Origin of the sequence: Buchnera aphidicola (Aphis nerii), from assembly GCF_005083105.1 — a bacterium.
GTDB classification, from domain to species: Bacteria; Pseudomonadota; Gammaproteobacteria; order Enterobacterales; family Enterobacteriaceae; genus Buchnera; species Buchnera aphidicola_AS.
Genome location: NZ_CP034885.1, coordinates 1 through 25,205, shown reverse-complemented (window position 1 = coordinate 25,205; position 25,205 = coordinate 1). Strand labels below are relative to the sequence as shown.

25 protein-coding genes and 1 tRNA gene are annotated in these 25,205 nt (G+C 25.9%); 7 read left to right on the top strand and 19 right to left on the bottom strand.

The window, feature by feature from the left end:
- Positions 1-63: 63 nt before the first annotated feature.
- Positions 64-924, bottom strand: coding sequence for an RNA polymerase sigma factor RpoH (rpoH, locus tag D9V64_RS00130; protein ID WP_158366228.1), 861 nt, complete (start codon positions 922-924; stop codon positions 64-66).
- Positions 925-1,092: 168 nt separating this feature from the next.
- Positions 1,093-2,145 (bottom strand): signal recognition particle-docking protein FtsY, encoded by a 1,053-nt coding sequence (gene ftsY / locus D9V64_RS00125; RefSeq protein WP_158366227.1) that lies wholly within the window; start codon positions 2,143-2,145, stop codon positions 1,093-1,095.
- A gap of 128 nt (positions 2,146-2,273) precedes the next feature.
- On the opposite strand from ftsY, the gene rsmD reads away from it, so the two are divergent.
- The 3 genes from rsmD to dnaC are packed head-to-tail and all read left to right on the top strand — an operon-like array spanning position 2,274 to position 4,128.
- Entirely contained in the window at positions 2,274-2,852 is a 579-nt protein-coding gene (gene rsmD / locus D9V64_RS00120) for a 16S rRNA (guanine(966)-N(2))-methyltransferase RsmD (protein WP_158366226.1), read from the top strand.
- A 41-nt stretch (positions 2,853-2,893) separates the two neighbouring features.
- Positions 2,894-3,388, top strand: coding sequence for a DnaT-like ssDNA-binding domain-containing protein (locus D9V64_RS00115; RefSeq protein WP_158366225.1), 495 nt, complete (start codon positions 2,894-2,896; stop codon positions 3,386-3,388).
- On the top strand, positions 3,388-4,128 hold the full coding sequence (gene dnaC / locus D9V64_RS00110; RefSeq protein WP_158366224.1) for a DNA replication protein DnaC: 741 nt from the start codon (positions 3,388-3,390) through the stop codon (positions 4,126-4,128). Before D9V64_RS00115 ends, dnaC begins: the two co-directional genes overlap by 1 nt.
- An 11-nt stretch (positions 4,129-4,139) precedes the next feature.
- Here the strand turns inward: dnaC and efp are convergent, their stop codons facing one another.
- The 3 genes from efp to D9V64_RS00095 all read right to left on the bottom strand — a co-directional run bounded on the left by efp (position 4,140) and on the right by D9V64_RS00095 (position 6,888).
- Positions 4,140-4,706 (bottom strand): elongation factor P, encoded by a 567-nt coding sequence (gene efp, locus D9V64_RS00105; protein ID WP_158366223.1) that lies wholly within the window; start codon positions 4,704-4,706, stop codon positions 4,140-4,142.
- Positions 4,707-4,902: 196 nt separating this feature from the next.
- Positions 4,903-6,549, bottom strand: a complete 1,647-nt coding sequence (groL, locus tag D9V64_RS00100; protein ID WP_158366222.1) for a chaperonin GroEL — start codon at positions 6,547-6,549, stop codon at positions 4,903-4,905.
- Between the two features lie 48 nt (positions 6,550-6,597).
- Positions 6,598-6,888 (bottom strand): co-chaperone GroES, encoded by a 291-nt coding sequence (locus D9V64_RS00095; protein ID WP_158366221.1) that lies wholly within the window; start codon positions 6,886-6,888, stop codon positions 6,598-6,600.
- Positions 6,889-7,127: 239 nt separating this feature from the next.
- On the opposite strand from D9V64_RS00095, the gene D9V64_RS00090 reads away from it, so the two are divergent.
- A tRNA-Phe gene (locus D9V64_RS00090) sits at positions 7,128-7,200 on the top strand.
- 9 nt (positions 7,201-7,209) lie between these two features.
- On the opposite strand, the gene mnmE is transcribed toward D9V64_RS00090, so the two are convergent.
- From mnmE to rpmH, 5 genes are read right to left on the bottom strand one after another with little or no spacing between them, the layout of a single operon-like run.
- Positions 7,210-8,577, bottom strand: coding sequence for a tRNA uridine-5-carboxymethylaminomethyl(34) synthesis GTPase MnmE (mnmE, locus tag D9V64_RS00085; RefSeq protein ID WP_158366220.1), 1,368 nt, complete (start codon positions 8,575-8,577; stop codon positions 7,210-7,212).
- A 38-nt stretch (positions 8,578-8,615) separates the two neighbouring features.
- Positions 8,616-10,217, bottom strand: a complete 1,602-nt coding sequence (gene yidC, locus D9V64_RS00080; RefSeq protein WP_158366219.1) for a membrane protein insertase YidC — start codon at positions 10,215-10,217, stop codon at positions 8,616-8,618.
- A 2-nt stretch (positions 10,218-10,219) separates the two neighbouring features.
- Positions 10,220-10,477, bottom strand: a complete 258-nt coding sequence (yidD, locus tag D9V64_RS00075) for a membrane protein insertion efficiency factor YidD (protein WP_158366218.1) — start codon at positions 10,475-10,477, stop codon at positions 10,220-10,222.
- Positions 10,456-10,800: a ribonuclease P protein component gene (gene rnpA / locus D9V64_RS00070; RefSeq protein ID WP_158366217.1), complete on the bottom strand. Its 345-nt coding sequence runs from the start codon at positions 10,798-10,800 to the stop codon at positions 10,456-10,458. Before rnpA ends, yidD begins: the two co-directional genes overlap by 22 nt.
- A 13-nt stretch (positions 10,801-10,813) precedes the next feature.
- The gene (gene rpmH / locus D9V64_RS00065) at positions 10,814-10,957 is read right to left on the bottom strand and encodes a 50S ribosomal protein L34 (protein WP_158366216.1); all 144 of its coding nucleotides are present in this window, start codon (positions 10,955-10,957) and stop codon (positions 10,814-10,816) included.
- Positions 10,958-11,243: 286 nt separating this feature from the next.
- Between rpmH and dnaA the strand changes: the two genes are divergently transcribed.
- The 3 genes from dnaA (at position 11,244) to gyrB (ending at position 16,281) form a co-directional block, all read left to right on the top strand.
- Complete coding sequence (dnaA, locus tag D9V64_RS00060) at positions 11,244-12,680, top strand: chromosomal replication initiator protein DnaA (RefSeq protein ID WP_410051765.1); 1,437 nt, start codon at positions 11,244-11,246, stop codon at positions 12,678-12,680.
- A 4-nt stretch (positions 12,681-12,684) separates the two neighbouring features.
- On the top strand, positions 12,685-13,785 hold the full coding sequence (gene dnaN, locus D9V64_RS00055) for a DNA polymerase III subunit beta (protein WP_158366214.1): 1,101 nt from the start codon (positions 12,685-12,687) through the stop codon (positions 13,783-13,785).
- Positions 13,786-13,869: 84 nt separating this feature from the next.
- On the top strand, positions 13,870-16,281 hold the full coding sequence (gyrB, locus tag D9V64_RS00050; protein WP_158366213.1) for a DNA topoisomerase (ATP-hydrolyzing) subunit B: 2,412 nt from the start codon (positions 13,870-13,872) through the stop codon (positions 16,279-16,281).
- 99 nt (positions 16,282-16,380) lie between these two features.
- On the opposite strand, the gene D9V64_RS00045 is transcribed toward gyrB, so the two are convergent.
- The 9 genes from D9V64_RS00045 to mnmG all read right to left on the bottom strand — a co-directional run bounded on the left by D9V64_RS00045 (position 16,381) and on the right by mnmG (position 24,989).
- Positions 16,381-16,800, bottom strand: a complete 420-nt coding sequence (locus D9V64_RS00045; RefSeq protein ID WP_261979816.1) for a F0F1 ATP synthase subunit epsilon — start codon at positions 16,798-16,800, stop codon at positions 16,381-16,383.
- 21 nt (positions 16,801-16,821) lie between these two features.
- Entirely contained in the window at positions 16,822-18,219 is a 1,398-nt protein-coding gene (gene atpD, locus D9V64_RS00040; RefSeq protein WP_158367239.1) for a F0F1 ATP synthase subunit beta, read from the bottom strand.
- A gap of 23 nt (positions 18,220-18,242) precedes the next feature.
- The gene (gene atpG, locus D9V64_RS00035; protein WP_158366211.1) at positions 18,243-19,115 is read right to left on the bottom strand and encodes a F0F1 ATP synthase subunit gamma; all 873 of its coding nucleotides are present in this window, start codon (positions 19,113-19,115) and stop codon (positions 18,243-18,245) included.
- A gap of 50 nt (positions 19,116-19,165) precedes the next feature.
- Positions 19,166-20,698 (bottom strand): F0F1 ATP synthase subunit alpha, encoded by a 1,533-nt coding sequence (gene atpA, locus D9V64_RS00030; protein WP_158366210.1) that lies wholly within the window; start codon positions 20,696-20,698, stop codon positions 19,166-19,168.
- Between the two features lie 11 nt (positions 20,699-20,709).
- A complete protein-coding gene (atpH, locus tag D9V64_RS00025) occupies positions 20,710-21,240 on the bottom strand; it encodes an ATP synthase F1 subunit delta (RefSeq protein ID WP_158366209.1) in 531 nt (176 codons plus the stop codon).
- Positions 21,241-21,252: 12 nt separating this feature from the next.
- On the bottom strand, positions 21,253-21,744 hold the full coding sequence (locus D9V64_RS00020) for a F0F1 ATP synthase subunit B (RefSeq protein ID WP_158366208.1): 492 nt from the start codon (positions 21,742-21,744) through the stop codon (positions 21,253-21,255).
- A 107-nt stretch (positions 21,745-21,851) separates the two neighbouring features.
- Positions 21,852-22,091 (bottom strand): F0F1 ATP synthase subunit C, encoded by a 240-nt coding sequence (atpE, locus tag D9V64_RS00015; RefSeq protein ID WP_158366207.1) that lies wholly within the window; start codon positions 22,089-22,091, stop codon positions 21,852-21,854.
- 42 nt (positions 22,092-22,133) lie between these two features.
- A complete protein-coding gene (atpB, locus tag D9V64_RS00010; protein ID WP_158366206.1) occupies positions 22,134-22,952 on the bottom strand; it encodes a F0F1 ATP synthase subunit A in 819 nt (272 codons plus the stop codon).
- 141 nt (positions 22,953-23,093) lie between these two features.
- The gene (gene mnmG / locus D9V64_RS00005) at positions 23,094-24,989 is read right to left on the bottom strand and encodes a tRNA uridine-5-carboxymethylaminomethyl(34) synthesis enzyme MnmG (protein WP_158366205.1); all 1,896 of its coding nucleotides are present in this window, start codon (positions 24,987-24,989) and stop codon (positions 23,094-23,096) included.
- Between the last annotated feature and the right edge of the window lie 216 nt (positions 24,990-25,205).

The window sequence follows — 25,205 nt, the reverse complement described above, 5'->3', positions numbered from 1 at the left end:
TTTATAAAATAGTCTCATACTCTATATAAAAATATAATAAAACTAGTGATTTTTATATTCAATTTAATTTTCTATAGCTATTTTTAATTTTTTCATAGCATTTTTTTCTAATTGACGTACACGTTCTGCAGAAATTCCATAATTATTTGCTAGCACTTGTAAAGTATTTTTTTTACTATTGTTAAGCCATCTAGATTGAATAATATCACGACTACGTTTATCTAAACTTAACAAAGCATTATTTAATTTATGCGTTGCATGTTCATCCCAATTATCTTGTTCGAATCCATTTGCAAAATCAGATTTTTTATCTTGTAAATATAACATATTTGAATTATTATATTTACCATCTTTCAAATCTTCATCTGGAAATGGATTAAAAGTTACATCCTGAGCTGACATACGAGCTTCCATTTCTTTAACATCTGCAGTACTTACACCTAACTCCCGTGCAACTATTTCAATTTCTTCCTGATTAAACCAACCCAATCTATTTTTACTTTTTCTTAAATTAAAAAATAATTTTCTTTGAGACTTAGTAGTTGCTACTTTTACAATTCTCCAATTTCTAAGTACATATTCATGTATTTCAGATTTAATCCAATGAACAGCAAAAGAAACTAAACGTACTCCAATTTCTGGATTAAATCTACGAACTGCTTTCATTAAACCTATATTTCCTTCTTGTATTAAATCGGCTTGAAGCAAACCATATCCAGAATAATTACGTGAAATATGAATAACAAATCTAAGATGAGAAAGAATTAAAGTTTTAGCAGCATCTAAATCACTATTATAACGTAAACGTTGAGTTAATAATTTTTCTTCTTCAATAGATAACATAGGCCATAAGTTGGCTATTCTAATGTAAGCTTCCAAATTACCTAATGATGTTACAGACAAAATCTGTACTTTATTAATCATGTTAATTCCCGAATAAAAAAATATTAAATCAATTATAAGTATATTAAATATTTTAATCATACTTTGATTAAAATTTAAAATCAAAAACTTATATAAATATTAACTATATTAATATTAAAATAAAATTAATAATATAAATTATTCATATTTTAAAATTTTAAAAAATGATTATTTCATGTCATTAAAAATAGAATTAATAAAATCATCACTATTAAAAACAATTAAATCAGTTGATTTTTCACCAATACCAATATAACGAATAGGAATAGAAAATTTATCTGATAACGCAAAAATTACTCCTCCTTTAGCTGTTCCATCTAACTTTGTAATAATTAAGCCAGTTACATTTAGTGATTTATGAAACATTTCTGTCTGATTAATTGTATTTTGTCCATTACATGCATCAATTACTAAAACTATTTCATCTGGAGCAGATGTATTTAATTTTTTTATAACCCTTACTATTTTTTTTAATTCTTCCAATAAATGTTGCTTATTATGTAATCTTCCCGCTGTATCGATAATTAAAACATCAGTTTTTTTAGAAATAGCAGATTTTAATGCATCGAATGCTACTGCAGCTGGATCAGCTTTAAAAATTTGTGCTATTACTGGAATATCATGCATTTTTGCTAATATTTTTAATTGATCTATTGCTGCAGCACGAAATGTATCTGCTGCTGCTAACATAACAGATTTTCCATCTAACTTATATTTTTTTGCTAATTTTAAAGCAGTTGTAGTTTTTCCTGTTCCATTTACACCAACTAATAATATAACAAACGGAATTTTATTCCTGATGATAAGAGGTTTTTCTACTTTTTTTAAAATAAAATGCATTCGTTCTTTTAGAATAAAATATACTTCTTTTGGATCTTTTAATTGTTTACGATTAGTATCATTAATAAGCCCTTGAATAATTTTTTCAGTAGTATTAATACCAATATCAGATAAAATCATAGTATCTTCTAATTCTTCAAATAAAGCTTTATCTATACTTTTAAGAGAAAAAATACGATTAATTTTATTTCCAAAAAAATTTTTAGTTTTTTTTAAACTTTCTTTTAATTTAAAAAAAAAATTCATTTTTATATTAGAATTGTCTTTGGTAATAGAATCTGTAGCATTATCTGTATTATCTTTATTTAAATTAACTTTATTTTTTTTGATTATTTTTGAATTAATCCAAGAAAATAAATTATTTTTTTTGTTGTCATTCATTTGACTAACTCCTTAATTAAAAAATTAAATTTTTTACTTTTATTTTAAAAAATTAAAAATTAAATATTTATTTAAATTATATTTAATAATAAAATAAATTATATCACTAACTTATATAATCTAATAAAATGTATAATTCTTTTTTTAAAAAAAAAGGAAAGGTTTATATTATTTCAGGTGCGCTAAAAGGAAGAAAATTATCTTTTCAAAATGACTCAAAGATACGCCCAACAACTAACAGAATAAGAGAAACACTTTTTAATTGGCTTTCTAAATACATTGAAAACGCTAGTTGTTTGGATTGTTTTGCAGGTAGCGGTGCATTAGCTTTAGAAGCTATATCTCGTAATGCTAAATTTGTTACTTTATTAGAAATAGAAAAAAATAATATAATTTATTTAAAACAAAACGTAAAAAAATTAAATATATATAATATAGAAATTATACATACAAATACTTTAAATTGGTTAAAAAAACCAAAAAAAACATATGATATAATATTTATAGATCCACCATATAACGCAAAGTTAATAGAAAAAACAATTGTTTTATTAGAGAAAAAAAAATGGATAAAAAATCAATCAATGATTTATATAGAAACAAAAAAAAATGAATTTGTAACAATATCAAATCATTTCACTTTATATAAAAAAAAAATTACCCGTCACATCGCATGCTATCTTTATATTTTTAACACGAAAATATAAAATTAAAAAATATTAATTAATTTAATAGGATATAAATTTTTATGAAAATTTTAGTCTCAAAAAATATAAGTTTAGATCTATTTTGTAAAAATCCTACTCAAATTATAAAGTCAAATGAAAATAGTACTTTATCAATATCAGAAAATAAAAAAATTTTGTTTTATGTTATTACTCCATCAATATTAAAAAAAATATTTAATATTGAATATAATTTTCAAAAAGAAGATATAAAAAAAGAACAAAAAATGAAAAAAAAGTTTTCTATGTATTCAACATGGACCCCTGATAAAGATTTTATTCAAAAAGCAGCATTATGGGGAATAATTTTAGAAGAAGAAGTATCTAAACATGAACTTAATGCTTTTATTAATTATTGGGAAGTTGAAGGTTGTTTTTTTTACCATGTACAATGGGAACAAAAATTAGCAAGAAGCTTACAAAGAGTTCGTTCTTTTAATATACTTAAAAAACAGAAGGATATAACTTATATACCAGAACCTGATCAAAAAACACCTGAAGGATTTAGAGGAAAATAATGACATTTTATGCTGATTTTTTTAAACGTTTACAACGAATTATGCCTAAAAATATTAAACCTAAATTTGAAAATGATCAAGATTTATTAGCTTGGAATCAGGAACAAGGAAGAATATCTTCTGAATCGATATCACGTGAAAATAAAGCAATGAAAATGCAAAGAGTATTAGGAAGATCTGGAATTCGTGAATTATATATGAATTGTTCTTTTGAAAATTATAAAATTGAACATGAAGGTCAAAGAAAAGTACTTAAAGCAGCAAAACGATATGCTGAGGAATTTCATGAAAATATTGCAAGTTTTATTTTTTCAGGACGTCCTGGAACTGGTAAAAATCATTTAGCATCAGCTATAGGAAATTACTTAATTTTACACGGAAAAAGTATTTTAATTGTAACAGTGGCAGATTTAATGTCTAACATGAAAGGTACATTTAGTGGGACGAGTAATATTACTGAAGAAAATTTATTAAATCATCTCAGTAGCGTAGATTTGTTAATGATTGATGAAATTGGTATGCAAACTGAATCCAGATATGAAAAAGTAATTATAAATCAAATTGTTGATAGACGATCATCATCAAAACGATCAACTGGTATGCTTTCTAACTTAGATCACAAGGGTATGAAAAATTTATTAGGAGAGAGGGTAATTGATAGAATGCGACTAGGAAATAGTTTATGGTTAACCTTTGAATGGGATAGTTATAGGCAATATGTTAAAGGTGATGAATATTAGTTTATTTGTTTTTATTTTATTCTTGATATATACTCACCAGATCGCGTATCTACTTTAATAAAAGATCCAACTTGAATAAATAATGGAACCTTTACAATTGCTCCTGTACTTAATTTTGCCAGCTTAGTACTAGCATTTATAGCCTCACCCTTTAAAGTTACTCTTGTATCTACTACCTTTAATTCCACAAAAATATTCGGTGTAATAAAAATTGGTTTGTTATTCCAAAATGTAACAATACAAGTATCTTGCTCTAATAACCACTTTGCACTTGATCCTACAATTTTTTTTTCTATTGAAAAATCTTCAAAAGTATTATCATCAATAAAATACCAAAAATTACCATCATTATACAAATAAGATAATTTGCACTCTAAAATATCAGCTATTTCTAATGAATCTGTTGATTTAAATGTTTTTTCTATTAGTTGATTTTTTAATAATTTTTTTAATTTTACGCGAACAAATGCTTGACCTTTACCAGGTTTAACAAACTCACTGGATTCTATTAAACATGGCTCTTTTTCAAAAATAATTTTACAACCAATACGAAAATTATTACTTTTATATACTCTCATACAACCTCTATAAAAAAAATATTAGTAAATATTTTTTAATATATTTAAAAAATTTTAAGATATTTTTGATTATTAAAAATTAATTAATTTTTAAAAATGTAGTATTTTTTGTTTAAAATACATTCTTTCCTCAGAAAAGCATATCTGAGGAAAGAAATTTTTAAATTAATTCTAATCTTGATTAACTAAAAATTTTTTACATCATTCCACCCATTCCGCCCATTCCACCAGCAGGAGAAGGGTTTATATCAGAAGACTTTTCATCTTTTGGTAAATCTGTGACCATACATTCAGTAGTAATCATTAAACCAGCAACAGATGCAGCATATTGAAGAGCAGATCTTGTTACTTTAGTAGGATCTAATATACCAAAATCAATCATATCTCCATATTCATCAGTAGCAGCATTATAACCATAGTTACCTTTTCCATCTTTCACATTGTTAGTAACTACAGAGGGTTCTTCTCCAGAATTAGATACAATTTGACGTAAAGGAGCTTCCATTGCACGTAAAGCCACTCTAATTCCAACATTTTGATCTTCATTTTGACCACGTAAACTAGATATTTTTCCAGCAACACGAACTAATGCAACACCTCCACCAGCTACAACACCTTCTTCTACAGCAGCACGAGTTGCATGTAAAGCATCTTCAACACGAGCTTTTTTCTCTTTCATTTCTACTTCTGTCGCAGCTCCTACTTTAAGTACTGCAACACCACCTGATAATTTAGCTAAACGCTCATTTAATTTTTCTTTATCATAATCAGAAGTAGCTTCTTGAATTTCTTGACGAATTTGAGCAATACGATTTTGGATAGCATTTTTTTCTCCGATGCCACCAATAATAGTTGTTGTATCTTTATTAATAACAACACGTTTTGCTTGACCTAAATCTTCTAAAGTCGATTTTTCTAATTCCATTGCTAGCTCTTCTGATATTACAGAACCACCAGTTAGAATAGAAATGTCTTGTAGCATAGCTTTTCTTCTATCACCAAAACCAGGAGCTTTAACAGCAGCAACCTTAACAATTCCGCGCATAGAATTAACTACTAGAGTAGCTAATGCTTCTCCTTCTAAATCTTCTGAAATTATTAATAATGGTTTTCCAGATTTCGCAACAGATTCTAATATTGGAAGCATTTCGCGAACATTAGAAATTTTTTTATCAGCCATTAAAATATATGGATTTTCTAATTCAACAATTCCAGTTTCTGGTTTGTTGATAAAATAAGGAGATAAATAACCTCGGTCAAATTGCATTCCTTTAACAACTTCAAGTTCGTTTTGTAAACCTGTACCTTCCTCTACTGTAATAACTCCATCGTTACCAACTTTTTCCATTGCTTCAGCAATTAAAGCACCTACTTTCTCATCAGCATTAGCAGAAATAGTACCAACTTGTGTAATTGCTTTAGAATCAGAACATGGTACAGATAAATTTTTTAGCTCTTCAACAGCATTAATAACCGCTTTATCAATACCTCGTTTTAAATCCATAGGATTCATTCCAGCAGCTACTGCTTTTAAACCTTCATTAACTATTGATTGTGCTAATAATGTTGCTGTTGTAGTTCCATCTCCTGCTGCATCATTGGCTTTAGATGCAACTTCTTTTACCATTTGAGCTCCCATATTTTCGAATTTATCTTCTAATTCGATTTCACGAGCAACTGAAACACCATCTTTAGTAATACTAGGTGCTCCAAAAGATTTATCTAAAACTACATTTCTACCTTTTGGTCCTAAAGTTACTTTAACTGCATCAGCTAATACATTGACTCCACGAAGCATTTTAATTCTAGCTTCATTTCCAAATTTTACATCTTTAGCGCCCATTTTAACATTTCCTTAAATATATTATTTTTTATGGATAAGCATAGTTTACTATTCAACAATTGCTAAAATGTCACTTTCAGTTAAAATTAATAATTCTTCGTTATCAATTTTTTCTGTTTTTGCACCATAACCTTCATTAAAAATTACAACATCACCAACTTTAACATCTAATGGTTTAATTTCACCGTTGTCTAAAATACGACCATTACCAACTGCTGTAACTGTCCCGCGATTAGATTTACTTGCCGCAGAACCTGTAAGAACAATGCCGCCTGCAGATTTAGATTCTGCTTCTTGACGTTTTACAAGCACACGATCATGCAATGGACGAATTTTCATATAATACTCCTGTCAATAATCCTGTTTATTTTAAAAAAATTATTTTTTCTTTTTTTGATGTTTTATCTTTAATACTAAATATAGGGATCTTTATGAAACTTTCAAGGGTAAAAATTATTTTTAATGATTTTTTTTTAAATATTTATTAAACAAGGGTTCTAAATAAGCAAAACTAAAGTTTGCTTGTTATAAAAAAAGTATTGACAAAGTTTTATCTTTGATGATTTAATGTAGAAAATGCCCGGATAGCTCAGTCGGTAGAGCAGGGGACTGAAAATCCCCGTGTCGGTGGTTCAATTCCGCCTCCGGGCATAAATTGTATTATTTACCTATACAAAATGTAGAAAAAATACAATTTAACAAATCATTTGAAGAAAAAGAACCCGTTATCTCTCCCATTAATTTATTTATCAAACTTAATGATTCTGCTAGTAATTCAATATTTTTATATTTAAACCAATTTTTTTGTGCTTTTAAAAATTCATTATAAGATAAATCAATTTGATGAATATGACGTCGTCTAGCAATAAATAAACTTTCTTTTTCTTTGTTTTTTTCTATTTTTATAATATGTTTTTTTAATATATCTATACCTTGACCTGTAAGTGCAGAAACACTAATAAAATAAAAATTGCCAATTTTTTTAATTCCAAAATTATCTTTTAATAAATCAATTTTATTTAAAACAAAAGTTATTTGTATAGAGTTGTTATAAGAAGTAATTTTTTTGATAAAATCATCTGATATTTTTTTTTGATTTTCAAGTTTAATGGTTTTATCTATTACAAATAAAATATGATCACAACTTTTAATTGCTTCCCAAGCACGCGTAATTCCGATTTTTTCAATTTCATCTTTAGTTTCATGAAAACCTGCAGTATCAATAATTTCACATACAAAACCATTAATATTAATATATTCATAAAGAAGATCACGTGTTGTTCCAGGAATATTGGTAACAATTGCTCGTTCACGTGAAGATAAAACATTTAATATACTAGACTTTCCAGCATTAGGAGGGCCTACAATGATTATTTTTTTAGATTCTCGTATAACACTTTCATTTGTAACTGTTTTTTTTATTTGTAAAAAATGACTATTTAATTTATGAAAATGATCATAAATAACACTATCAACATTTAAATTAATTTCTTCTTCTGAAAAATCTATACTAGATTCAATATGAACACGAAAATTAATAAGCACTTTTATTAATTTTCGTATATAAGATGAAAATCTTCCTTGTAAAGAATTTAATGAAGCTTTCAGCATAGATTCAGTTTCGGAATTAATTAAATCATCAATTGCCTCTGCTTGAATTAAATCAATTTTTCCATTTAAAAATGCACGCTCACAAAATTCACCTGGTTTAGCTAATCTTGTATTTTTTATAGATAGAATACTTTTAATTAATAAATCCATTACAAGTGGACTACCATGACCTTGTAACTCTAATACATCTTCACCAGTGAATGAGTAAGGACCGGGAAACCATAAAGATATCCCTTGATCTAAAACCTCATTGTTTTTATTGAAAAATTTTGAATAAGTAGCAAACCTTGGTTTAGGTATTTTACCCAAAATATTTATAGCAACTTGTTTTGCATGAATTCCAGAAATTCGTAATATTCCAACGGCACTTTTTCCTGGATAAGTAACTTGAGCAATAATGGTATCATCTTGTATCATAGAATACTTTCTTATTTAAAATAAAATCTTTATTTAAACTACTTCTTCTTTTTAAAATTAAATAAAATAATTTTTTGTTGTATAATAGTAACTAAATTACTAATTATATAATATAAAACTAATCCTGCAGGGAACCATAAAAAAAATACTGTAAAAATAATAGGCATAAAATACATTATTTTTTTTTGCAATGGATCAGAAATATTATTAGATGAAGTGTTTTGAATTAAAAACATTGTAATACCCATAAGAACTGGTAAAACATAATAAGGATCTTGATCAGATAAATCTTTAATCCATAATAAAAACGGGGCATGACGGAGTTCGACTGATCCAATTAACATATAATAAAGAGACAAAAAAATAGGCATTTGTATAAAAACAGGTAAACAGCCACCTAACGGATTGATTTTTTCTTGTTTATATAAACTCATCATTTCTTGGCTCATACGCTGTTTATTATTACCAAAATTTTTCTTTATTTCATTAATTTTAGGTTGTAATTGACGCATTTTTGCCATAGAAATATATTGTGCTTTTGTTAAAGGATAAGTTATAGCTTTCATAATAAATGTAATCAAAATAATAGAAAAACCCCAATTACCTACAATATTATGTAAAAAACTTAATAATTTAAATAATGGTTGAGATAAAAACCAAAGCCATCCATAATCTACGGTTAAATCTAAATTTGGAGCTACTAATGCCATTTCTTTTTGTATTGCTGGTCCTATCCATAATTTTGATTTTATAACAGATTGAGAGTTGGAAGGAATATTAATAAGAGGAGATTTATATCCAATAGTAGCAATATTATGATTAATATAAGATGTATAAATAGTGTTGAAATTTACGTTATCTTCAGGTATCCAAGCTACAGAAAAATATTGTTGTAACATTGCAACCCAACCGCTTTTTGTAAAAATATGTAATTGTTGATTTTCAGAAATTTTATCAAATTTATATTTTTTATATTTTACATCAGTGCTAGAATAAGCAGCTCCTCGATATGTCTGTAAAGCGAAATTGCTACTATAAATATCACGTTTTTTAGGAAGTTTAATGGTTTGTTTAAGTTGTCCAAACATATATAATTGCAAATTATTTTTACTAAAATTATCTATATTATATTCTATTTGAATATCATATTTACCTGGTTTGAGGATAAAAGTTTTAGTATAAATAATATTATCTTTAATAAAAGTTATTGGAACACGTAATTCTTTTTCATTATTTTTCAAAGCAAAAAAAACATCTTTTGAATGATAAAGTGGTCTTTTATTGTTGTTTTCTGCATTATCTGGTCCATCTTTTCCAATTAAACCACTTTGCGCTTGATAAATAAAATCTGATGCTGTTTCTAATAATTTTAATGGTTTAGAGGAATTTAATTTATTTTTATAAGACAACAAACTAGCTTCTTCTATATCACCTCCATACATATTAACAACTAAACTAATTACATCATTATTAATCGTAATTTTGTTTTGATTATTTTTTTTTGTAGGATAAATATTTAAATTTATATTATTTTTTTCAATTTTATTGTTCTTTAAAAATGATTGATTTTTCCACGCCTGCCATACTAAAAAAGAAATAAATAAAAATGCAAAAATAAAAAAATTACGCTGTACTTCCATAATTAATATTCGCTTTTATCTTTTGTATTTAAAGGTATTAAATCACATCCACCTAAATGAAATGGATGACATTTCAATAAACGAACAATTGTTAATATTATACCTTTAATTACACCAAATCTACGTAAAGATAATAGCATATATGTTGAACAAGTAGGATAAAATCGACAATTTGATCGCATAAAGGGACTAATACAATACTGATAAATTAAAATAAAAAAACTTAAACAGCATATAATTATTGATGATAATTTAACCATAAATTCTCCAATATATTAATTATATTTTTATTACTTAAAAAAATAATATTTTTTTTAGCTATTACTATAAAATCCATGGAAATCAATTTATGTTGTAATAAACGAAAAGTTTCTCGAATTAATCTTTTAATTATATTACGCTTGTATGCATATTTTATATTTTTTCTCGATATGCTAATACCCAGTCTGGGGTATCCTAATAAATTAGGACGTCCTAAAACAACTATTTCAACTTTTTTTTGAATATAATATTTTTTAAAAACATATTTAAAATTTATAGATTTCAATAATCTTGATTTTTTTTTAAAAAAATAATTTAACACTATATTTAACCTGTTATTTACTAGAAACACTCAAGCGTGCTCTTAATTTAGCACGTCGCCGTGATAAAATATAACGACCATTTTTAGTTGACATACGAGTTCTAAATCCATGTGAACGATTACGTTTTAGTATTGATGGTTGAAAAGTACGTTTCATTTTAATATTTACCTAAAAAAAATTAATTAAGATAGGATGATGATCTAAGTATAAAACATAAGGTAATATTTTTTAAAAATTAAAATTGTTTTTAAATAAGTTCTTTACCTTATTATTTTTTTAAAAATCGAAATATATTAATAGTATTTTGATGTTTTATTTTGAGTATACAAGTAAATTATTATTTATAAAAACAAAATATACATAAAAACTATTGTATGTAAAATATCCAAATTAAATTAAACCCTTTCGTTATGATGAACTATTTTAAATAGTATAACTTGTAATGCAAAAAATATATTTTTTTTATATACAAATAAAACATTTAAATATTAATTTTATTTGCTTGGAGTCTATCGTGTCACTTTGTCTTTGGAAACAGTGTCTTGACCGGTTACAGGATGAGTTACCATGTGCAGAATTTAGCATGTGGATACGCTCTCTAAAAGCCAAATTAAATAATAACGTTTTAGAAATATATGCTCCAAATCAATTCATATTAGAATGGATAAAAGATAGATATTTAATTACTTTTAAAAATATACTAAAAGATTTTTGTGGACTAAATACACCATTGGTAACATTCAAAGTATATCAAACTTCAAAAGAAAAAAAATTTAAAAAAAATAATTTAAATAACATAAAGAAAATAAATATCAAACAGAAATCTAATAAAATACCTATTTTAAACAAATTATATTATCGTTCAAATATTAATAAAAAGAACAAATTTGAAAATTTTATAGAAGGAAAATCTAATCAATTAGCACGAGCAGCTGCTTCTCAAGTTGCTAATAATCCTGGTAATTCTTATAATCCACTTTTCTTATATGGAGGTACAGGATTAGGCAAAACACATTTACTACACGCAATTGGAAATGAAATATTAACATATAAACATAATATGAAAATAATTTATATGCATTCTGAACGTTTTGTACAAGATATGGTAAAAGCATTGCAAAATAACGCCATTGAAAAATTTAAACTACACTATCGTTCAGTTGATGCATTATTAATTGATGATATTCAGTTTTTTGGACATAAAGAACGTTCTCAAGAAGAATTTTTTCATACATTTAATTCACTTTTAGAAGGAAATCAACAAATTATTTTAACTTCAGACCGTTATCCAAAAGAAATAAATGGAGTTGAAGATCGATTAAAATCAAGATTTGGATGGGGTTTAACTGTAGCTATAGATCCACCGGAATTAGAAACACGTGTGGCTATATTAATAAAAAAAGCTGATGAAAAAAATATTATATTACCTGATGAAGTCGCTTTTTTTATTGCAAAACGTTTATGTTCTAATGTTCGTGAATTAGAAGGAGCTTTAAATAGAATTATCGCTAATGCTAATTTCAGTGATAAAACTATTACAATTGAATTTGTACGAGAAGCACTTAGAGATATATTAGCTTTACAAGAAAAACTTATTACAATTCATAATATCCAAAAAACAGTTGCAGAATATTATAAAATCAAAGTTTCAGACTTATTATCTAGAAGACGATCTCGATCAGTAGCAAGACCAAGACAGATGGCTATGGCTATGGCAAAAGAATTAACTAATCATAGTTTACCAGAAATTGGAGATGCATTTAGCGGACGAGATCATACTACAGTATTACATGCTTGCCGTAAAATTGAACAATTACGAGAAGAAAGCAACGATATTAAAGAAGACTTTTCAAATTTAATTAGGACTCTATCAGTGTAAATATATGAAATTTATCATTCAAAATAATATTTTAATTGAAAACTTAAAAAAAATTAGTCGACTATTAGTTAAAAATACTTCAGCCCCTATTTTAGAAAATATTCTTATAAAAATTAAAAAAGATATATTATCTTTAACTACGACAAATTTAGAAATTGAAATAATTGCTAAAATTAAAATTGAAACAAAATATATACCAGGAAAGATAACTATTTCAGGTAGAAAAATGCTAAATATTTGTCAAAATTTACCAAAAACATCGTATATCCAAATAGAATTAAAAAATAATAAAATATATATTTATTCTGAAAAAAGCAATTATACATTAGTAACATTACCAGCTGAAAGTTTTCCAAATCATCAAGATTTCAATTATATTTCTGATTTTCATATATCATCAGATACTTTGAAAAATATGATAATAAAAACTGAATTTGCTATGGGTAAACAAGATGTTCGTTATTATCTTAATGGTATGTTATTTGAAAAAAAAGAAAATTATCTAAGAAATGTTGCAACTGATGGATATAGATTAGCAACATCATATATTTCTTTAAACAAAAAAATTAATCCTTTTTCAATCATTATTCCAAATAAAGGAATAATAGAAATATTAAGATTACTAAACATAAAAGATACATTATTACATATTTTAATTGGTACTTATAATATTAGAATACATATAAATAATTTAATTTTTACTACACAATTAATTGAAGGAAAATATCCTGATTATAATAGTGTTTTGTTAAAAAATCCGAAAAAACCTATTGTTATTAATAATGATTTACTAAAAAAATCATTATTACGAACTTCTATTTTATCGCATGAAAAATTTTCTGGAATTGAAATAAATATTCATAATGGTGAAATTAAGACAATATCTGATAATCAAGAAGACGAAACTGCAGAAGATAGATTCAATGTTGAATATTTTGGTAATACAATAAATATATCAATTAATGCTTATTATATATTAGATGTTCTTAATGCGATTAATACTAAAAATATTTTATTATTTCTCAATAAAAATCAATCTTCAATACAAATTGAATCAGAAAATAATTCTCCAACTGTTTACGTTATAATGTTATTAAAACGTTAATTTATAAAAATATATAAATATAAAAAAATAAATAAAAAATAGTTAATTTATAAAAAATTTAAAAAATAACAAATAGGAATAATTATGAATGACACATATAATTCTTCGAATATTCAAATTTTACGAGGATTAGATGCAGTAAGAAAAAGACCTGGAATGTATATTGGAGATACTGATGATGGAAGTGGATTACACCATATGGTTTTCGAAATTGTAGACAATTCCATTGATGAAGCACTAGCAGGATTTTGCAAGGAAATTATAGTTATTATTCATAAAGACAATTCTGTTTCAATAGAAGATGATGGAAGAGGAATTCCAACAGATATACATAATGAGGAAAAAATTTCAGCTGCAGAAGTTATTATGACAGTATTACATTCAGGTGGTAAATTTGATAATTCTTCATATAAAATATCAGGTGGATTACATGGTGTAGGAATTTCAGTTGTGAACGCTTTATCAGAAAAATTAGAATTAATAATACATAAAAATCAAAAACAATATAAACAAATATACAAAAATGGCATACCAGAATCACCTTTATTAATAATTGGAAAAACAAATAAAACAGGAACATATATTAGATTTTGGCCTAGTTATCAAACTTTTACAAATAAAACAAAATTTCAATATGAAATTTTATCTCAACGTTTACGTGAATTATCTTTTCTTAACTCTAATATTTCCATTTACTTAAAAGACAATAGAAATAATATTGAAAATTACTATCATTATAAAGGCGGAATAAAAGCTTTTATTAAATTTTTAAATAAAAATAAAACAGTAATTCATTCAAATATATTCTATTTTAAATCAACTAAAAATAATATTGAATTAGAAGTATCTATACAATGGAATGAATCACATAAAGAAAATATATATTGTTTTACAAATAATATACCTCAAAAAGATGGCGGCACCCATTTAGCTGGTTTTAGATCTGGAGTTACACGTACATTAAACTTACATATTGAACGTGAAGGATACAATAAAAAACATAAAACTATTATTACAGGAGAAGATACAAGAGAAGGACTAACAGCTGTTATATCAATTAAATTGCCTGATCCAAAGTTTTCTTCACAAACAAAAGATAAATTAGTATCATCTGAAGCAAAATCAGTAATAGAATCATTAATTAATGAACATCTTGTTGAATATCTTTTAGAAAATCCAATTGATGCAAAAGCTATAATTCACAAAATCATAAATACAGCAAAAACAAGAGAAGCAGCAAGACGCGCAAGAGAAATCAACAAAAAAAAAGGAATACTAGATTTAGGAGGATTACCTGGAAAATTAGCTGATTGTCAAGAAAATGATCCTACAATATCAGAAATTTATTTAGTAGAAGGAGATTCTGCTGGAGGATCTGCTAAACAAGGACGAAATAGAAAAAATCAAGCAATTTTACCTCTTAAAGGGAAAATATTAAACGTACAAAAATCAAAATTTGATAAAATAATCTTATCTCAAGAAATAGCAGCTTTAATTACAGCTTTGGGGTGTGGAATTGGAAAAAATGAATATAACTTAGAAAAATTAAGATATAATCACATTATTATAATGACTGATGCAGATGTTGATGGTGCACATATTCGAACATTGTTACTAACATTTTTTTACCGTCAATTACCTGAACTAATTGAAAAAGGATATATTTATATTGCTCAACCACCTTTATATAAAATTAAAATTGGTAAAAAAGAAAAATATATTAAAAACGATGAAGAAATGAAAAAATATAAAATTAAAATAGCTTTAAAAAACCTTGTTGTAAAAAATAAACAAAACAATGACATTGAAAACAACACAAAAATATTTAAACAAATAATTTCTGAATTTAATAAAATTCAAATTAATATAAAAAAAAATCAAAACCACTTTCCTGAAATAATATTAAATGAATTAATTTATCAACCATATTTAAATAACTTAAAAAATGAAGAAAAAGTTATTATATGGATAGAAACATTAACAAAAAAACTAAATGAAAAAGATAAAAACAATACGTTTTATCTATCAAAAATTAACAAAAAAGAAAATGAAAATATATTTGAACCAATTATAACTTCGTCTAGATATGAATATTATAATAGATATGAATTTACAGATCAATTTATAAAAAGTAAAGAATATATTTCTATTGTTAAATTAGGAGAAAAATTTAAAAAATTTCAAAAAAATAATAACTTTATAGAAAAAGGAGATAAAAAATATATAATAAATGATATAAAAAATACCATAAAATGGCTAATTAATGAATCTCAAAATGATTTATTTGTACAACGCTATAAAGGACTTGGAGAAATGAATCCAGATCAACTATGGAAAACAACAATGAACCCTGAGACAAGAAATATGTTACAAGTGACAATAAATGATGCAATTTCAGCAAACGACTTGTTTAACACATTAATGGGCGATGCAGTTGAACCTAGACGGAAATTTATAGAAAAAAATGCATTAAAAGCTGAAAATATAGATATTTAAAAAATTCTAATACATATTTTTTTACTATTTTACAATGTTTATATTTTTTATAATCAATTGCGGCAGGAAAAACCAGCCGCGAATATATATCGCATTCTATTATTTAAATTTATCCATTATTTCAAGAACACGAAGTTTTGCAATTTCTTTTGATATTTTTAATAAAACATCATCTTGTTTTATTTTTTTATCTTTATATTTAAAAAATTCTTCAGCTTGTTTTTTTGCTTCTAAAATACGTTTTCGATCTAAATCTACACCTCGAATAGCAATATCTGCTAATATAGAAATAATAGAAGGTTGAACTTCTAAAATTCCTCCTGATATATAGAGACATTCTTCTGTTTTATTTTGATGAAATATATATACTATTCCTGGTTTAATTATACTCAATAATTGTGTATGACCGGGATAAATTCCCATTTCTCCTTCACTACCAGAAACTCGTATTTTTTCAACTAAACCAGAAAAAATACGTTTTTCAAAACTTACGATATCTAAATAAAAATCCATAGATATATCCAAAATATTTATTGTAATTTATAATGTTTTTGATTTTTCTTGAACTTCTTCAATTGAACCTACCATATAAAATGCTTGTTCTGGTAAGTCATCAAATTCACCTTCTATTATTCCTTTAAAAGCACGAATGTTATCTTTTAAAGACACATATTTTCCTGGAAAACCAGTGAATACTTCTGCTACAAAAAATGGTTGCGATAAAAATCTCTGTATTTTTCGGGCTCTCGAAACTAATTTTTTATCTTCTTCTGAAAGTTCATCCATTCCTAATATTGCAATAATATCTTTAAGTTCTTGATATCTTTGTAATATTGACTGAACTCCACGTGCTGTATTATAATGTTCTTCTCCAATAATATTGGGGTCTAATTGACGACTTGTAGAGTTTAAAGGATCAATAGCTGGGTAAATACCTAAAGATGCGATTTGACGGCTTAGTGTTACGGTTGAATCTAAATGTGCAAATGTTGTGGCAGGTGATGGATCAGTCAAATCATCTGCAGGAACGTAAACTGCTTGAACAGAAGTAATTGAACCTTTTTTAGTTGATGTAATTCTTTCTTGCAATAAACCCATTTCTTCAGATAAAGTAGGTTGATATCCTACAGCAGAAGGCATTCTTCCAAGTAATGCTGATACTTCTGTTCCCGCTAAAGTATAACGATATATATTATCAATAAATAATAAAACATTTTTACCTTCATCGCGAAACTTTTCTGCAATAGTTAATCCTGTAAAAGCAACACGTAATCGATTTCCTGGTGGTTCATTCATTTGACCATATACCAGTGATACTTTATCTAATACTTTGGAATCTTTCATTTCGTAATAAAAATCATTTCCTTCTCTAGTTCTTTCACCAACTCCAGTAAAAACTGAATAACCAGAATGTTCTATTGCAATATTTCTAATTAATTCCATCATATTTACTGTTTTTCCAACACCTGCACCACCAAATAAACCAACTTTACCACCCTTTGCAAAAGGACAAATTAAATCAATAACTTTAATGCCTGTTTCTAAGATTTCTTGAGAAGTATCTTGTTCTTGATAACTAGGCGGTGATCTATGAATTTCCCAATTCTCTATTTTAGAACCATCTATATTTTTTAAAGGTCCTTTGTTATCTATTGTTTGACCTAATACATTTATGATTCGACCTAATGTAGCTTGCCCTACAGGTACTTTAATATAATGTCCGAGATCAATAACAATTAAACCTCTTTTTAATCCATCTGTAGATCCCATGGCAATAGTTCTAACTACACCAGATCCTAATTGTTGTTGGACTTCTAAAATAAGTGTTATATTTTGATTTTTTACTTCCAAAGCATTGTATATTTTTGGTACCGCATTTTGCTCAAATTCTACATCTACTATAGCACCAATAATTTGAATAATTTTTCCAGTAGTAATCATTTCATACCTCTAACTAATTTTTAATCTACTGATACTGCTGAAGCTCCAGCAATAATTTCAGTCAACTCCTGAGTAATATTTGCTTGACGAACTTTATTATAAATTAATTGTAATTCTTTAATACGACTACCGCTGTTATCTGTCGCTGTTTTCATAGCCACCATACGAGCTGCTTGTTCACTTGCAATATTTTCTAAAACACTTTGATAAATTTGAGATTCAATATATCTATCAAACAATGTATCTAAAATTAATTTAGATTCTGGTTCATATAAATAATCCCATTTTTCTTTATTTAAAGTATTTTTTTCAGGAGATAAAGGAAGAAGTTGATTAATTATTGGATATTGAGACATTTTATTATGAAATTTATTATAAGCAATAAATATTTTGTCAATCTTGTTATTTTGATATTTTTCTAAAATAATTTGTATAGATCCAATTAATCTCGATAAATCAGGATTTTCTCCTATATTAGTTACTTTTGAAAGAATAGAACTTCCATATAATTTAAATACAGATAAACTTTTTAAACCAAATAATATTAAATCACAAGGAACATTAATATACATAAATTCTTTCATTTTTAATAGTACTTGTTTAAAAAGATTAGTATTTAAACTGCCACATAAACCACGATCAGTTGAAATAATAATTATACCAATTCGTTTAATATCTCGATTTTCTAAATAACAATGTTTGTATTCTACACTACCTTTTACAACATGTTGAATGACTTTTTTAATAATTTCACAATAAGGTCTTCCTAGACGCATCCGTTCTTCTGTCTTGCGCATTTTAGAAATAGCTACCATTTCCATAGCTTTAGTAATTTTTTTTGTGCTTATAACACTAGTTATTTGATTTTGTATTTCTTTTATACCCACTAGTATTTTCTCATTTTATAGTTATATTTCTATTTAAAATAAATTTTTATATAAACTTAAGAGTTTTTAAATTTTTTTATTAATTCAATAAATTGATCTTCTACTTTTTTATTAAATTCTCCATTTTCATTTATTTCTATCATTAAATTCAAATAATTATTATATGCATATGCTAAAATATTTTTTTCAAACTGAGCTATCTTATCAACAGAAATATCATCAAGAAAATGATTTGATGAAATAAAAAACATTAATCCTTGTTCAGCTATACTAAAAGGACTATATTGTTTCTGTTTAAGTAATTCTGTAATTTTTTGACCATAAAATAACTGTTTTTGTGTTGCTGGATCTAAATCCGATGCAAATTGTGAAAATGCTGCAAGTTCATGGTATTGTGCTAATGCAGTACGAATTCCAGAAGATAACTTTTTAATAATATTAGTTTGAGCAGCACTACCAACACGAGAAACAGAGATACCAGCATTTACAGCAGGTCGAACACCTGAGTTGAATAAATTCGATTCTAAAAATATTTGACCATCAGTGATAGAAATAACATTAGTTGGAACATATGCAGAAACATCTCCAGACTGTGTTTCAATAATAGGTAAAGCAGTAAGTGATCCTGTTTTACCAGTTACTTTGCCTTTAGTAATAGATTCAATATACTCCTTAGAAACGCGAGCAGATCTTTCTAATAAACGAGAATGTAAATAAAATATATCTCCAGGAAAAGCTTCTCTTCCAGGAGGTCGTCGTAATAATAAAGAAATTTGACGATAAGCAACTGCATGTTTAGAAAGATCATCATAAACAATTAAAGCATCTTGGCCTTGATCTCGGAAAAATTCTCCCATAGCACAACCTGCATACGGTGACAAATATTGCAAAGCAGCAGCCTCAGAAGCAGAAGCAACAACAATAATAGTATTTAATAAAGCATGATATTCTTCTAATTTTTTTACAACATTCATAACGGTAGACATTTTTTGTCCTATCGCTACATAAATACATCGAATACCAGATTTTTTTTGATTGATAATAGTATCTATTGCAAGTGCAGTTTTACCTGTTTGTCGATCACCAATAATTAATTCACGTTGTCCTCTGCCAATAGGTATCATGGCATCAATAGACTTATACCCTGTTTGTATTGGTTGATCAATTGATTTACGTTCAATAACTCCTGGAGCATTAGCTTCTACCGGTAAAAAATTATCATATTTTATTAATCCTTTACCATCAATCGGTTCACCTAACGCATTAACAACTCGACCTAAAAAATTTATGCCAACAGGAACTTCTATAATCTTTCCTGTACATCTTACTTTCATACCTTCAGTAATATTAATATAAGGTCCCATAACGACACCAGCAACTGTGTCTCTTTCTATATTAAGTGCAATGGCATATTCATTATTAGGTAATAAAATCATTTCTCCTAACATTACTTCAGAAAGACCATAAATCTTTATGATACCATCATTGACAGAAATAATAGTACCTTCATTATAAGATTGATTAAATACCTCAAATTGAGTAATTCTTTCTTTAATTAATTGACTGATTTCTGTTGAATTTAATTGCATATATTATTCTCTTAAAAATTTAATGCTGAAGATAATTGTTTTAAATTATTTCGCATAGAGAAATCAAAAATTTGATTATTTATTTTTATAAGTAAACCATCAATTATATCATTTTCTATTTTACATATAAGTCTAACTTTAGTAGATAAAATTTGTTCTAAAATAGTACGTATTTTAATAATTTGGTTGTCTTTTAAAGCAAATGCAGATATTAATTCAATAGTAATAATATTATGATAAGAAGCTTCTAATTTAAGAAACTGTTTTAATATGTTATTAAATATTTTAAATCGTCGATTATAAGCTAATAATTTTATTAAATTTTTTGAATATTCATCAAGATGTTCGCCAATAACTGAGATAAAAAAAGACGATAAATAATTAGGAGACAAAGATCCAGATAAAAATTTTTGAATGTTTTTAATCGCAACTATATCATTAATTAAAATTAATATTTTTTTCCATTTTTCAATTGAATTATTTTTTATTGCTATTTCAAAAATAGCTTTTGCATAAGGTCTAGCAATAGTATTAAATGACATTCAATATTACCTCTAGATAGATTTTTTTATATCTGATAATGAAGTAATGATATTATTTATAAAAAATTTATTTTTATTTTCTTGAATATTTTGTTTAATAATTTTTTCTGCCATTAAAATAGACAAATCTACAATTTCTTTATGTAAAGTTTCACGAGCACGTACAAATTGCATATCAATTTCTATCTGACTATTTAATAACATTTTTTCAGTTTCTTTAATAGCCTTACTTTTTGCATCTTCTAAAATTAATAATTTTTGTCGATTAGCTTCATTTAAAATAAAAGAAGCCTTTTCTTTTGCATCTTTAATTGTTTCATTCATTTTTTTTTGAATAATAAGATATTCTTGTTCAATTTTTTTTGAAGCACTCAAAGTATCTTCAATTTTTTTTTGTCTTGTTTCTATAGCAGCGATAATTGGGGGCCATATATATTTCATACAAAACCAAACAAATAAAAAAAATGAAATTGCTTGTCCAAAAATTGTTGCATTAAGATTCACAATTACGCACCTTATATCAAAATAACAATGAATCTTTACGCCATTTAGAAACGTAAAGATTTTGCTGATTATTTAAATTAAAAATATTGTTTCAAACCAATAAAAAATTAAGAAATAGCAAAAAGCATGTATAAACCTAAACCTACAGCAATCATAGGAATTGCATCAACTAATCCCATTACAACAAAAAACTGTGTTCTTAATAAGGGAACTAAATCAGGTTGTCTTGCAACTCCTTCTAAAAATTTACTCCCTAAAATACCAATACCAATTGCAGCACCAATTGCAGCTAATCCGACCATAATAGCTACTGCTATATACAACATATCAACATTTACATTATCCATCATAAACCCCGTTTTTGAATAGAATTATAGTTAAATTTTATCTCAATGAGATTGCGAAGCTATTGATAAATAAACAATTGTCAACACCATAAAAATAAAAGCTTGTAAAGAAATTATTAAAATATGGAAAATAGCCCACGGAACACTTAGAAAACACTGAGACCACCATGGTAATAAACCTGCAATTAAAATAAAAATCATTTCACCAGAATACATATTACCAAAAAGTCTCAATCCTAAGGAAATAGGTTTAGATAATAAAGAAACAAATTCCAATAAAAAATTAAAAATAAAAAATACAGGATGATTAAAAGGCTGTAAAGTTAGTTCTTTAAAAAAACCAGCATATCCTTTCATTTTTAAACTATAAAATAAAATTAAAACAAATACACCTAATGACATGGATAAAGTAATATTTACATCAGCAGATGGAACAATACGCATTGCTGGTATTTGAAAAAAAGTTTCAAAAAATAACGGTATAAAATCAATTGGAATTAAATCCATAAGATTCATTAAGAAAACCCATATAAAAATTGTCAATGATAATGGAGCAATAAGTTGACTTTTACCATGAAACATAGTTTTTACATTAGATGATATAAATTCAAAAATGATTTCAATACAAGCTTGTAATTTATTTGGAACACCAATCGTAACTTTTTTTGCTACTATATAAAATATACTTGTAAAAAAAAATCCTAATATAAAAGAACACATTATCGAATCAATGTTTAAAATCCAAAAATACGAAGAAATATGATTAGGTTTAATAAAATTAAAATTAAATAAATCTATTTGCAAATGATGTAAATGATGACTGATATATTTTTTAGGATTGGATATTTGTTCTAAAAACATAATTTCTTCTCATTATATTTTATATTAAATTTCATACAAAAACACAAAACTATAAAAAATTAACTAATAAATAAAACTATTAAAATAGTTTAAATATTAAAAAATTTAATTATATTATATTTTAAATGAGACAGTAAACTTTTATAGCATAAGTTTTTTTTGCGCTTCTTTTTTTAAATGTATCAATAAAACAGATATAGATGCTGGTGTAATACCAGAAATACGCGATGCTTGTCCAACAGAAACTGGTTTATAATCATTTAACTTAGAAATTGCTTCGTTAGATAAACCCTTTACTTGTGTATAATCATATTTAGAGGATAAAAAAGTATTTTCATTCTTTAAATGCCTACTAATTTCTTCTAATTGTCGTTTAATATAACCTTCATATTTTATTTCATTTTCTATATGATTAATAACTTCTAAATTAGATGTTTGTGAATGAAAAATATTTAAATAAGATAAATTTTTAAAAGTTATTTCTGGACGTTTTAATAAATTAAAAATATTTATTTCCTTAGTTAATAAAATATTAAAAAAACTATTTAAAAGATCAGATTGAAAAGATGTAGGATATATTTTTGTTTTTTTTAAATATTTTATTTCAGAATTAATTTTTAATAATTTTTCATTATAGAAAGACCATCGAAAACCATCTATTAAACCAAATTTATAACCAATTTCAGTAAGTCGTATATCAGCATTATCTTCTCGTAAAATTAATCGATGCTCAGCACGTGAAGTAAACATTCGATATGGTTCCTGAGTTCCTTGTGTAGTAAGATCATCTATAAGAACACCTAAATAAGCTTGATCACGCCTAGGAAACCACTGTTGCCGACCTAATGCATAAAGTGCAGCATTTAAACCGGCTAATAGCCCCTGAGAAGCTGCTTCTTCATATCCAGTAGTACCATTGATTTGACCTGCCAAAAAAAGTCCTTTAATCCATTTGCTCTCTAATGTTAAATTTAAATCTTTGGGATCAAAAAAATCATATTCTATTGCATATCCTGGATCAACAATTTTAGAATTTTCTAAACCTTTAATAGATTTAACTATTTTTTCTTGAATTTTTATTGGTAAACTAGTTGAAATCCCATTAGGATACACTTTAAAAGTAGATAGACCTTCTGGTTCTAAAAAAATTTGATGCGAAGTCTTATTAGGGAAACGCATTATTTTATCTTCAATAGAAGGACAATATCGAGGTCCTAAACCAGTTATTATTCCTTGATATATAGGACTTTGATTTAAATTATCACGTATTATTTGATGTGTTTTTTCATTTGTATGCGTAATGTAACATGGTATTTGACGAGGATGATCCGAAGATTTCCCTATAAAAGAAAAAACTGGAGTAGGAAGATCTCCGTTTTGTATTAATAAATCTTTGAAATTAATAGTATGAATATCAATTCTAGGAGGAGTTCCTGTTTTTAATCGATTAACGCGCAAAGGCAACTCTCTTAAACGATATGCTAAATCTAACGAAGCTTTTTCACCTCTTCTACCAGCAGTATAACTATCTAAACCTATATGTATCTTACCTCCTAAAAAAGTACCTGTACATAAAACTACTGATTTAGCATAAAAACTTATTTCAGTTTGTGTTAATACACCAATAACTGTATAATTTTTAACAATTAAATCTTTTATTTCTTCTCCTATAATTGATAAATTATTCTCTTTATCTAACAATTTTTTTACATTTTTAGAATAAAGTATTCTGTCAGCTTGCGCTCGAGTAGATCTTACTGCAGGACCCTTTTTACTATTTAAAATTCGAAACTGAATACCTGAATGATCAATTGCTCGAGCCATGATACCACCTAACGCATCTATCTCTTTAACCAAATGACTTTTTCCAATTCCTCCAATAGCTGGATTACAAGATAAAACACCAATATCTGTTATATTTTTAGTTAATAATAATGTTTTACATCCCATTCTTGAAGAAGCTGATGCAGCTTCAGTTCCAGCATGTCCTCCTCCAATAATAATCACATCAAAATTTTTACAATTTGACTGCAACATATCAAAACCCTTTAAATGTTAAAATTATTTTATACAGTATTAATATTTTAATCAAGATAACACATGTAAATAACAAAACATAAAAATTTATTAAAGATTAATTATTAATATGTTTAATAAAAAAATAATATATATATATATATAATAATATATTATTATTATTAGTAAACACAAAATCTGTGGATAAGTCATGTGCAGCATTGATAATAAAAGAAC

Coding starts and splice junctions, on each gene's coding strand:
- rpoH (WP_158366228.1), bottom strand. CDS start 924: ATGATTAATAAAGTACAGATTTTGTCTGTAACATCATTAGGTAATTTG.
- ftsY (WP_158366227.1), bottom strand. CDS start 2,145: ATGAATGACAACAAAAAAAATAATTTATTTTCTTGGATTAATTCAAAA.
- rsmD (WP_158366226.1), top strand. CDS start 2,274: ATGTATAATTCTTTTTTTAAAAAAAAAGGAAAGGTTTATATTATTTCA.
- D9V64_RS00115 (WP_158366225.1), top strand. CDS start 2,894: ATGAAAATTTTAGTCTCAAAAAATATAAGTTTAGATCTATTTTGTAAA.
- dnaC (WP_158366224.1), top strand. CDS start 3,388: ATGACATTTTATGCTGATTTTTTTAAACGTTTACAACGAATTATGCCT.
- efp (WP_158366223.1), bottom strand. CDS start 4,706: ATGAGAGTATATAAAAGTAATAATTTTCGTATTGGTTGTAAAATTATT.
- groL (WP_158366222.1), bottom strand. CDS start 6,549: ATGGGCGCTAAAGATGTAAAATTTGGAAATGAAGCTAGAATTAAAATG.
- D9V64_RS00095 (WP_158366221.1), bottom strand. CDS start 6,888: ATGAAAATTCGTCCATTGCATGATCGTGTGCTTGTAAAACGTCAAGAA.
- mnmE (WP_158366220.1), bottom strand. CDS start 8,577: ATGATACAAGATGATACCATTATTGCTCAAGTTACTTATCCAGGAAAA.
- yidC (WP_158366219.1), bottom strand. CDS start 10,217: ATGGAAGTACAGCGTAATTTTTTTATTTTTGCATTTTTATTTATTTCT.
- yidD (WP_158366218.1), bottom strand. CDS start 10,477: ATGGTTAAATTATCATCAATAATTATATGCTGTTTAAGTTTTTTTATT.
- rpmH (WP_158366216.1), bottom strand. CDS start 10,957: ATGAAACGTACTTTTCAACCATCAATACTAAAACGTAATCGTTCACAT.
- dnaA (WP_410051765.1), top strand. CDS start 11,244: ATGCAAAAAATATATTTTTTTTATATACAAATAAAACATTTAAATATT.
- dnaN (WP_158366214.1), top strand. CDS start 12,685: ATGAAATTTATCATTCAAAATAATATTTTAATTGAAAACTTAAAAAAA.
- gyrB (WP_158366213.1), top strand. CDS start 13,870: ATGAATGACACATATAATTCTTCGAATATTCAAATTTTACGAGGATTA.
- atpA (WP_158366210.1), bottom strand. CDS start 20,698: ATGCAATTAAATTCAACAGAAATCAGTCAATTAATTAAAGAAAGAATT.
- atpH (WP_158366209.1), bottom strand. CDS start 21,240: ATGTCATTTAATACTATTGCTAGACCTTATGCAAAAGCTATTTTTGAA.
- atpE (WP_158366207.1), bottom strand. CDS start 22,091: ATGGATAATGTAAATGTTGATATGTTGTATATAGCAGTAGCTATTATG.
- atpB (WP_158366206.1), bottom strand. CDS start 22,952: ATGTTTTTAGAACAAATATCCAATCCTAAAAAATATATCAGTCATCAT.
- mnmG (WP_158366205.1), bottom strand. CDS start 24,989: ATGTTGCAGTCAAATTGTAAAAATTTTGATGTGATTATTATTGGAGGA.